Source organism: Streptomyces sp. SID4985 (genome assembly GCF_009863025.1).
Taxonomy (GTDB): domain Bacteria; phylum Actinomycetota; class Actinomycetes; order Streptomycetales; family Streptomycetaceae; genus Streptomyces.
This window is the reverse complement of record NZ_WWIR01000287.1, coordinates 1-9,452: the sequence shown is the minus strand read 5'-3', so window position 1 is coordinate 9,452 and position 9,452 is coordinate 1. Positions and strand designations below refer to the sequence as shown.

Here is a 9,452-nt window from a genome sequence, read left to right as displayed (position 1 = left end):
CGCCGAGGACCGTACGAGCGTGATCCCGCGTTCGCTGACCGTGCCGCGCCCGCTGCCGGTGGGCGAGCCGGACGGCGGTGACGTGCGGTACACGGCCCGTCTCGGTGCCGACGCCCTGCCGCCCCGGCGCACCGCCACCGGGCCCCGGCGCGGGGTGCTCGCGCTGGTCGCCGCCCTGGTGGTGCTGTTCGTCGGCGCGGGCGTCTGGTACGTCAACGCGGGCCAGTTCACCAAGGTCCCGCCGCTGCTGTCGCGCACCGAGGCGCAGGCCAAGAAGCGGATCGAGTCGGCCGGTCTGGACGTCGGCAAGGTCCGCCGCTCCTACAGCGACACCGTGCAGCGGGGCCAGGTCATCGGCTCCGAGCCCTCCCCCGGCGCCCGTATCCGCGACCACGGCTCGGTGAGCCTGACCATCTCGCTGGGCCCGCAGACGGTGATGGTGCCGGACCTGTCCGGCCGCCCCCTGGCCGAGGCCCGTGCACAGCTGAAGTCGGCCGGTCTGGAACCGGGCATGGTGACCCGGGAGTTCAGCGACGAGGTCGAGCGCGGCTCGGTGATCTCCACGACCCCGGGCGCGGGCGTCGAGCGGCACGCGGGCTCCGCGATCGCGCTGGTCGTCAGCAAGGGCCGCCAGGTGGACATCCCGGACGTCACCGGCGAGAGCCTGGACGACGCCACCCAGGATCTGACCGACGCGGGCCTGAAGGTGAAGGTCGCCCCCGAGCGGGTGCACTCGTCCGACTACGACAAGGACCAGGTGGTCTCCCAGACACCGGCCGAGGGCACCGCCGCCGAGGGCGACGCCGTGACGCTCACCCTGTCCAAGGGTCCCGAGATGATCGAGGTCCCGGACGTGACCGGGCAGGACGTGGACAGCGCGAAGAAGACGCTGGAGGCGGCCGGGTTCCAGGTCGAGGAGGACCGGGGGCTGCTCGGTCTGTTCGGCGACAAGGTGCGCGAGCAGTCCGTGGACGGCGGCGACAGGGCGCCCAAGGGCTCGACGATCACCCTGACGATCCGCTGACCAGCGGCTCGTGCGGTGAGACAGGCCCGGTGACCGGTCTCACCGCCCTCGGCGGTCCGGCGGCCGGGGCCGGCGTGACACCCTGAACGGGTGACGAGCCAGGCCCCCTCCCCCGCATCCGCATCCCTGTCCGGCGCCCTGCGCAACCCCGTCGGCGGCCATGTGCCGGTGGCCGGCGGACTGCACGCGACCGGGCTCTCCTACGCCCGTGAGCTGAAGGCGGAGACCGTGCAGGTCTTCGTCGCCAACCCGCGCGGCTGGGCCACCCCCGCCGGAAACCCCCGGCAGGACGAGGCGTTCCGGCAGGCGTGCGCACAGGAGTCGGTCCCGGCGTACGTCCACGCGCCGTACCTGATCAACTTCGGCTCGCACACCGAGGCCACCGTCGAGAAGTCCGTGGAGTCGCTGCGGCACTCGCTGCGGCGCGGCCGGGAGATCGGCGCGCTCGGGGTCGTCGTGCACACCGGCAGCGCGACGGGCGGCCGGGCCCGTGAGGTGGCGCTCAAGCAGGTACGGGAGCACATGCTGCCGCTCCTGGACGAGCTGACCCACGACGACGACCCGTTCCTGCTCCTGGAGTCGACGGCCGGACAGGGTTCCTCGCTGTGCTCGCGCACCTGGGACTTCGGGCCGTACTTCGAGGCGCTGGACGCCCATCCGAAGCTCGGCGTCTGCCTGGACACCTGTCACATCTTCGCCGCCGGGCACGACCTGACAGGCCCCGACGGGATGCGGCAGACCCTGGATCTGCTGGTGGACACCGTGGGCGAGGGGCGGCTGAAGCTGATCCACGCCAACGACTCCAAGGACGTGGCGGGCGCGCACAAGGACCGGCACGAGAACATCGGCGCCGGGCACATCGGTGAGGAGCCGTTCCGCGCCCTGCTGAACCACCCCGCGACGGCGGGCGTGCCGCTGGTCATCGAGACCCCGGGCGGCAAGGAGGGGCACGCGGCGGACGTGGCCCGGCTGAAGCGGCTCCGCGACGGCTGAGGGCCGCACAAGGGGCACGGCTCAGAGTCCGGGGCCGTCCCCCGGCTGCTCCTGGTAGGTGTAGCGCTGCTCCTGCCAGGGGTCGCCGATGTTGTGGTAGCCGCGCTGCTCCCAGAAGCCGCGCCGGTCGGCGGTCAGGTACTCCACGCCGCGCACCCACTTGGGGCCCTTCCAGGCGTAGAGGTGCGGGACGATCAGACGGGCCGGGAAGCCGTGCTCGGCGGTGAGGAGTTCGCCGTCCTTGTGGGTGGCGAAGACCGTGTGGTCGGAGGCGAAGTCCGCGAGGCGCAGATTGGCGCTGAAGCCGTACTCCGCCCACACCATCACATGGGTGACCCCGGGCGCGGGCGGTGCCAGGTCGAGGACCGCGCGGGCGGGCACCCCGCCCCATTCGGCGCCGAGCATGCTGAACTTGGTGACGCAGTGCAGGTCGGCCACGACCGTGGCGTACGGCAGGGCCGTGAACTCCTCGTGGGACCAGGCGCGCTTGCCGCCGTCGGCGGTGGCGCCGAAGACCTGGAGGTCCCAGCGCTCGGGCCGGAACTTCGGCACCGGTCCGTAGTGGGTGACCGGCCAGCCGCGCTGGAGCCGCTGCCCCGGCGGAAGTTCTGTCTCTGCGCGTGCTCCGGACGCACGTTCCACCGGATGACCCATGCCTCCATCCTGACAGACCGGACGGAGTGCATCGGACCACCCCATGACCACCCCCAGGCCGCTCCCGGATCGTCCCCCGGGCATCCCGTAAACAATATGGACAGAAACCACTAAGCATGTACTTACTGGACGACTTCGGGCGCCGGTGAAATCATGCGGCACCATCAGCCAGGATTGCCCGGAAGGAGCCCCACCCGATGCAAGGCGACCCCGAGGTCATCGAGCTGCTCAACGAGCAGCTCACCGCCGAGCTCACCGCGATCAACCAGTACTTCCTGCACGCCAAGCTCCAGGACCACAAGGGGTGGACGAAGCTCGCCCAGTACACCCGGGCCGAGTCCTTCGACGAGATGCGGCACGCGGAGGTCCTGACCGACCGCATTCTGCTCCTTGACGGTCTGCCCAACTACCAGCGGCTCTTCCATGTCTCGGTCGGGCAGACCGTGACGGAGATGTTCCAGGCGGACCGGCAGATCGAGGTCGAGGCCATCGACCGGCTGCGCCGGGGCGTGGAGATCATGCGCGCCAAGGGCGACATCACGTCGGCGAACGTCTTCGAGGCGATCCTGGCCGACGAGGAGCACCACATCGACTATCTGGAGACCCAGCTGGACCTGATCGACAAGCTGGGCGAGGCGCTGTACCTGTCCACCACGATCGAGCAGAGCCAGCCGGACGCGTCGGGTCCGGGCACCCACTGAGGACCGGGGGTCAGGCGGCGTCGTCCAGTCGCGGCAGGGCCTCGGGGGCGGCCGCGGTGACCAGCACCGGGGGCCGCTGGGCGATCTGCTCACGGCGCGGGCAGGCGCCCCGGCCGAGCAGGGCCTGGATACGGCGGACACAGCCGCCGCAGTCGGTGCCCGCCTTGCAGGCCGAGGCGATCTGACGCGGGGTGCAGGCGCCGTCCTGGGCGTGCTGCTTGACCTGCTGCTCGGTGATGCCGAAGCAACTGCAGACGTACACCCGGTTCACCTCCGACGAGAACGCCGTATGCGCCATCCCGTATCTCGGTGAGGCAAACCTAACCTAACCCAGTGACCGGGGGCCGGGAAAGCGGAAGGGCGCGGATCTCGTGTGATCCGCGCCCTACTTCACGCTTCAGGCCACTTCGGCCTCACTGGTCCCGGTACATCTCCGCGACGAGGAAGGCGAGGTCCAGCGACTGGCTGCGGTTCAGCCGGGGGTCGCAGGCCGTCTCGTAGCGCTGGTGGAGGTCGTCGACGAAGATCTCGTCGCCGCCGCCCACGCACTCGGTGACGTCGTCGCCGGTCAGCTCCACGTGGATGCCGCCGGGGTGGGTGCCCAGGCCCTTGTGGACCTCGAAGAAGCCCTTGACCTCGTCGAGCACGTCGTCGAAGCGGCGGGTCTTGTGCCCGGAGGCCGCCTCGAAGGTGTTGCCGTGCATCGGGTCGGTCACCCAGACCACCGTCGCGCCGGACGCCGTGACCTTCTCGACCAGCTCGGGGAGCTTGTCGCGGATCTTGTCGGCGCCCATGCGGACGATGAAGGTCAGCCGGCCCGGCTCCCGGTCGGGGTCGAGGCGGTCGATGTAGCGCAGCGCGTCCTCGGCCGTGGTGGTCGGGCCGAGCTTGATGCCGATCGGGTTGCGGACCTTGGACGCGAACTCGATGTGCGCGCCGTCCATCTGCCGGGTGCGCTCACCGATCCACACCATGTGCCCGGAGACGTCGTACAGCTTGCCGGTGCGGGAGTCGACCCGGGTCAGGGCCGTCTCGTAGTCCAGCAGGAGCGCCTCGTGGGAGGAGTAGAACTCGACGGTCTTGAACTCCTCCGGCTCGGCGCCGCAGGCCCGCATGAAGTTCAGCGCCTGGTCGATCTCCCGGGCCAGCTGCTCGTAGCGCTGGCCGGAGGGGGAGGACTTCACGAAGTCCTGGTTCCAGGCGTGCACCTGGCGCAGGTCGGCGTAGCCGCCGGTGGTGAAGGCGCGGACCAGGTTCAGCGTGGAGGCGGAGGCGTGGTACATCCGCTTCAGGCGCTCGGGGTCCGGGATGCGGGCCGACTCGGTGAAGTCGAAGCCGTTGACGGAGTCGCCGCGGTAGGTCGGCAGCGTCACGCCGTCGCGGGTCTCGGTGGGCTTGGAGCGCGGCTTGGAGTACTGGCCCGCGATCCGGCCGACCTTGACCACCGGCACGGAGGCCGCGTAGGTCAGCACGGCGCCCATCTGGAGGATCGTCTTGACCTTGGCCCGGATGTCCTCCGCGCCGACGGCCTCGAAGGATTCGGCGCAGTCGCCGCCCTGGAGCAGGAACGCCTCCCCCTTGGCGACGGACGCCAGACGGGCACGCAGCTGGTCGCACTCGCCCGCGAAGACGAGGGGCGGATAGGTCGAAAGCTCCGCGATCACTTCGCGCAGAGCCTCGGTATCCGGGTATTCGGGCTGCTGCGCCGCGGGCAGGTCTCGCCAGGTCGCCTCGGCGGCGACGGCTCGGGAATCAGCGTTCACGGTCACCCTGTAAACATTACGGGGTCGCAACCCGTGCTCCCGTTTCGGCTCGAAAGGTGAGACGAAGTGACTGCTCCGTGGACGCCCCGTCGGTACGGTAGGGTCTTTTCCATGTTCGCGCCTTCGATCCAGAACTGGTGGTGGACCGCTTCTCCGGCGGCCCGCTGACTGCGCGTACTCAAGACTTCGCGAAGGCCGCCCGAGGGGCGGCCTTCGGTGTTTTCCGGAGCCTCTCCTCGACCGGCGTCCACCGTCCCGCTTCCCGGACCGACGCAAGAGGACTCCATGAACCCCACCAATACGGCCGACTTGGCCCGCCTCGTCGACGACCCCCGCCCCTTCGCCCTGCTGCACCGCCGCACCCCGGGCCGCGAGGAGCCCATGGTCGAGGTGTTGCTCGGCCCCGTCACCGCCCGCGACCGGCTGGCCGACCTGCCCGACGAGGGCCTGGCGCTGATCCCGTTCCGGCAGATCCGCGAGCGCGGCTTCGACGTGCGCGACGACGGCACGCCGCTGCTGGTGCTGACTCCCGAGGAGTCGTACGAGGTCCCGCTCGCGCGGGCGCTCCAGACCCTGCCGGACCACGCGGTGCGGGTCGAGGACGGCGGCTTCGACGTGGCCGACGAGGAGTACGCGGAGATCGTCGGGCGGGTGCTGCGCGAGGAGATCGGGCGCGGCGAGGGCGCCAACTTCGTGATCCGGCGGACGTACCGGGGCGAGATCCCGGGCTTCTCGCGGACCGACGCGCTGGCGCTGTTCCGGCGGCTGCTCGCCGGTGAGCGGGGGGCGTACTGGACGTTCGTGGTGTTCACCGGGGACCGGACTTTGGTCGGGGCCAGCCCCGAGGTCCATGTGCGGATGTCGGGGGGCACGGTGGTGATGAACCCGATCAGCGGGACGTACCGCTATCCGGCGGAGGGGCCGCCCCCGGAGCACCTGCTGGACTTCCTCGCCGACGCCAAGGAGACCGAGGAGCTCTCCATGGTGGTCGACGAGGAGCTGAAGATGATGTGCACCGTCGGCGATCAGGGCGGGGTCGTGATCGGCCCGCGCCTGAAGGAGATGGCGCACCTCGCGCACACCGAGTACGAGCTGCGCGGCAAGTCCTCGCTGGACGTGCGGGACGTGCTGCGGGAGACCATGTTCGCGGCGACGGTCACCGGCTCCCCGGTGCAGAACGCGTGCCGGGTGATCGAGCGGTACGAGCCGACCGGGCGCGGCTACTACGCGGGCGCCCTCGCCCTGCTGGGCCGCGACGCCGGGGGCGCGCGCACGCTGGACTCCCCCATCCTGATCCGCACCGCCGACATCGCCGCCGACGGCCGGCTGAGCGTGCCGGTCGGGGCGACCCTGGTGCGCGGTTCGGACCCGGCGGGCGAGGTGGCCGAGACCCACGCGAAGGCGGCGGGCGTGCTCGCCGCGCTCGGGGTACGGCCTGCCCGGCCGCGTGCCGAGCGGGCGCTGCCCCGGCTGGCGGACGACCCCCGGGTGCGGGCCGCGCTGGACGGGCGGCGCGCGGCGCTGGCGCCGTTCTGGCTGCGGATGCGGGAGCCCGCCGCGCCGGTCGGCGCGCACGCGCTGGTGGTCGACGGCGAGGACACCTTCACGTCGATGCTGGCGCACGTGCTGCGCTCGGCGGGCCTGGAGGTGACCGTGCGCCGCTACGACGAGCCGGGCCTTCGGGAGACCGCGCTCGCGCACGAGGGCCCGCTGGTGCTGGGCCCGGGCCCTGGCGACCCCGGCGATCCGGCGGACCCGAAGATGCGGGTGCTGCGGGAGCTGACGGCGGCCGCACTGAGCGACCATCGGCACGGGGTGTTCGGGGTGTGCCTGGGCCATGAGCTGATCGCGGCGGAGCTGGGCCTGGAGATCGTCCGCAAGAAGGTGCCGTACCAGGGCGCGCAGACCACGGTCGACCTGTTCGGGCGCCCGGAGACGGTCGGCTTCTACAACAGCTTCGTGGCGCGCTGCGACGACGAGGCCGCCGCCGAACTGGCCGCGCACGGCGTGGAGGTGAGCCGGACGAACGGCGGCGAGGTGCACGCGCTGCGCGCGGACCGGTTCGTCTCAGTGCAGTTCCACCCCGAGTCGGTGCTGACCCTGAACGGCGCGGAGCTGGTCCGGGACCTGGTCCTGCGGCCCCGGACGACGGCCGCCTGAGGGTTCTCAGCCGAAGAACACCCCGGCCTCCTCGTACAGCTCCGGCTTCACCGTCTTCAGCGTGGCCGTGGCCTCCGCGATCGGGACGCGCACGATGTCCGTGCCCTGGAGAGCGACCATCACCCCGAAGTCGCCCTCGTGGACACAGTCGACGGCGTGCAGCCCGAAGCGGGTGGCCAGCCAGCGGTCGAAGGCGCTCGGGGTGCCCCCGCGCTGGACGTGCCCGAGCACGGTGGTGCGGGCCTCCTTGCCGGTGCGCTTCTCGATCTGCTTGGCCAGCCACTCCCCGACCCCGGAGAGCCGGACGTGCCCGAAGGAGTCGAGCGACTCGTCCTTGAGCACCACGTCACCGTCCCTGGGCATCGCGCCCTCGGCGATGACGACGATGGGGGCGTACGACGCCTCGAAGCGGGAGGTGATCCAGCCGCACACCTGCTCCACGTCGAAGCGCCGCTCGGGGATGAGGATGACGTTCGCGCCCCCGGCGAGCCCGGAGTGCAGGGCGATCCAGCCCGCGTGCCGCCCCATGACCTCGCAGACCAGGACCCGCATGTGGGACTCGGCGGTGGTGTGCAGCCGGTCGATGGCCTCGGTGGCGATGTTGACGGCCGTGTCGAAGCCGAAGGTGTAGTCGGTGCCGGAGAGGTCGTTGTCGATGGTCTTGGGCACCCCGACACAGGGCACCCCGTGTTTCTCGTACAGCTCGGCGGCGACCCCGAGGGTGTCCTCGCCGCCGATCGCGATCAGGGCGTCCACGCCCTCCTCGCGCAGATGCTCCTTGACCCGGCGCACCCCGTCCTCCTCCTTGAGCGGGTTGGTCCGCGAGGAGCCGAGGATGGTGCCGCCCCGGGGCAGGATGCCGCGCACGGCGGGGATGTCCAGCGGCACGGTGCGGCCCTCCAGCGGGCCGCGCCAGCCGTCCTTGAAACCGGTGAAGTCGTACCCGTACTCCTGCACGCCCTTGCGGACGATGCCTCGGATGACGGCGTTGAGACCCGGGCAGTCGCCGCCCCCGGTCAGTACTCCGACGCGCATGGAATGTCCCTTCGCCGAGGTGTCCCGACCCAGCCACGTTAATCGTGATACAGCTCACGCACCGAGGTGGGAAGGGCGATTCCGGTGAATCACCGGTCGGCGCGGGGGCTCACTCGTCGTCGAGACCGCGCTCGATGGCGTAGCGGACCAGCTCGACGCGGTTGTGCAGCTGGAGCTTGCCGAGGGTGTTCTGGACGTGGTTCTGGACCGTGCGGTGCGAGATGACCAGGCGTTCGGCGATCTGCTTGTAGCTCAGGCCCTTGGCGACCAGGCGCAGCACCTCGGTCTCCCGGTCGGTGAGCCGGGGTGCCCCGGGGGCGTCGGTGTCGGGCGCGGGGGCGGGCTCGGCGGCCAGGCGGCGGTACTCGCCGAGGACCAGTCCGGCCAGGCCGGGGGTGAACACCGGGTCACCGGCGGCGGTGCGGCGTACGGCGTCGGTCAGTTCCTCGGTGGAGGCGGACTTCAGCAGATAGCCGGTGGCGCCGGACTTCACGGCCTCCAGCACGTCGGCGTGCTCGCCGCTCGCGGACAGCACGAGGACGCGCAGGGCCGGGTCGTGGGCGACGAGTTCCTTGCACACCTGGACGCCGGGCTTGGCGGGCAGGTTCAGGTCGAGCACGAGCACGTCGGGGGCGGCGGCCTTGGCGCGGCGTACGGCCTGTTCGCCGTCGCCCGCCGTGGCGACCACGGCGAAGCCGGACTCGGCCAGGTCGCGGGCGACCGCGTCGCGCCACATGGGGTGGTCGTCCACCACCATGACCTTGATCGGGTCCTGCTCCGTCATCGCTTCTCCGCCTTCCCCCGCGCCCCTTCGGCGCTCTTCGGTACCGTCAGCTCGACCTCCGTGCCCTGGCCCGGCACCGAGATCACCTCGGCGCTGCCGCCGAGGTCGCGCAGCCGTCCCCGGATCGACTGGGCCACGCCGAGCCTGCCCTCGCCCTCGGCCTCGGCGAGACGGCCCTCGGGGATGCCGGGGCCGTCATCGCGGACGGTGACCACGATCGCCCCGGGCTCGTCCTCGACCAGGATCCAGGCGCGGGCCTCCTCGCCCGCGTGCCTGCGCACATTGTCCAGGGCGGCACCGACGGCGGCCGCCAGCTCGCGCGCGGCGGCCGGGGGCAG

Annotated in this window: 10 protein-coding genes; 4 read left to right on the top strand and 6 right to left on the bottom strand. The window is 71.6% G+C overall.

The window, feature by feature from the left end:
* On the top strand, positions 1-1,024 hold a 1,024-nt coding region (locus GTW40_RS11910; protein ID WP_161180145.1), incomplete at its 5' end, for a Stk1 family PASTA domain-containing Ser/Thr kinase.
* Positions 1,025-1,114: 90 nt separating this feature from the next.
* Positions 1,115-2,017 (top strand): deoxyribonuclease IV, encoded by a 903-nt coding sequence (locus tag GTW40_RS11905; RefSeq protein ID WP_161180144.1) that lies wholly within the window; start codon positions 1,115-1,117, stop codon positions 2,015-2,017.
* 21 nt (positions 2,018-2,038) lie between these two features.
* Here the strand turns inward: GTW40_RS11905 and GTW40_RS11900 are convergent, their stop codons facing one another.
* Positions 2,039-2,671 carry a sulfite oxidase-like oxidoreductase gene (locus GTW40_RS11900; RefSeq protein WP_161180143.1) on the bottom strand — a complete coding sequence of 211 codons (633 nt, stop codon included), beginning with the start codon at positions 2,669-2,671 and terminating at the stop codon, positions 2,039-2,041.
* Positions 2,672-2,868: 197 nt separating this feature from the next.
* On the opposite strand from GTW40_RS11900, the gene bfr reads away from it, so the two are divergent.
* A complete protein-coding gene (gene bfr, locus GTW40_RS11895; protein ID WP_161180142.1) occupies positions 2,869-3,372 on the top strand; it encodes a bacterioferritin in 504 nt (167 codons plus the stop codon).
* Positions 3,373-3,382: 10 nt separating this feature from the next.
* Here the strand turns inward: bfr and GTW40_RS11890 are convergent, their stop codons facing one another.
* On the bottom strand, positions 3,383-3,643 hold the full coding sequence (locus GTW40_RS11890) for a (2Fe-2S)-binding protein (protein ID WP_343245669.1): 261 nt from the start codon (positions 3,641-3,643) through the stop codon (positions 3,383-3,385).
* 142 nt (positions 3,644-3,785) lie between these two features.
* Positions 3,786-5,135, bottom strand: a complete 1,350-nt coding sequence (locus GTW40_RS11885) for a 3-deoxy-7-phosphoheptulonate synthase class II (RefSeq protein ID WP_161180140.1) — start codon at positions 5,133-5,135, stop codon at positions 3,786-3,788.
* Positions 5,136-5,420: 285 nt separating this feature from the next.
* Between GTW40_RS11885 and GTW40_RS11875 the strand changes: the two genes are divergently transcribed.
* Complete coding sequence (locus tag GTW40_RS11875; protein ID WP_161180138.1) at positions 5,421-7,295, top strand: chorismate-binding protein; 1,875 nt, start codon at positions 5,421-5,423, stop codon at positions 7,293-7,295.
* A 6-nt stretch (positions 7,296-7,301) separates the two neighbouring features.
* On the opposite strand, the gene GTW40_RS11870 is transcribed toward GTW40_RS11875, so the two are convergent.
* From GTW40_RS11870 to GTW40_RS11860, 3 genes are all read right to left on the bottom strand, one after another.
* Positions 7,302-8,330: a 6-phosphofructokinase gene (locus tag GTW40_RS11870; protein WP_161180137.1), complete on the bottom strand. Its 1,029-nt coding sequence runs from the start codon at positions 8,328-8,330 to the stop codon at positions 7,302-7,304.
* 109 nt (positions 8,331-8,439) lie between these two features.
* Positions 8,440-9,114, bottom strand: a complete 675-nt coding sequence (locus GTW40_RS11865; RefSeq protein WP_161180136.1) for a response regulator transcription factor — start codon at positions 9,112-9,114, stop codon at positions 8,440-8,442.
* Positions 9,111-9,452 (bottom strand): ATP-binding protein (locus tag GTW40_RS11860; protein ID WP_237525464.1); only part of this gene is annotated, 342 nt, incomplete at its 5' end. The genes GTW40_RS11860 and GTW40_RS11865, both read right to left, overlap by 4 nt.

Excerpts from the sequence above, each read along its gene's own strand:
- GTW40_RS11870 (WP_161180137.1), bottom strand. The coding sequence starts at position 8,330 with ATGCGCGTCGGAGTACTGACCGGGGGCGGCGACTGCCCGGGTCTCAAC.
- bfr (WP_161180142.1), top strand. The coding sequence starts at position 2,869 with ATGCAAGGCGACCCCGAGGTCATCGAGCTGCTCAACGAGCAGCTCACC.
- GTW40_RS11900 (WP_161180143.1), bottom strand. The coding sequence starts at position 2,671 with ATGGGTCATCCGGTGGAACGTGCGTCCGGAGCACGCGCAGAGACAGAA.
- GTW40_RS11865 (WP_161180136.1), bottom strand. The coding sequence starts at position 9,114 with ATGACGGAGCAGGACCCGATCAAGGTCATGGTGGTGGACGACCACCCC.
- GTW40_RS11875 (WP_161180138.1), top strand. The coding sequence starts at position 5,421 with ATGAACCCCACCAATACGGCCGACTTGGCCCGCCTCGTCGACGACCCC.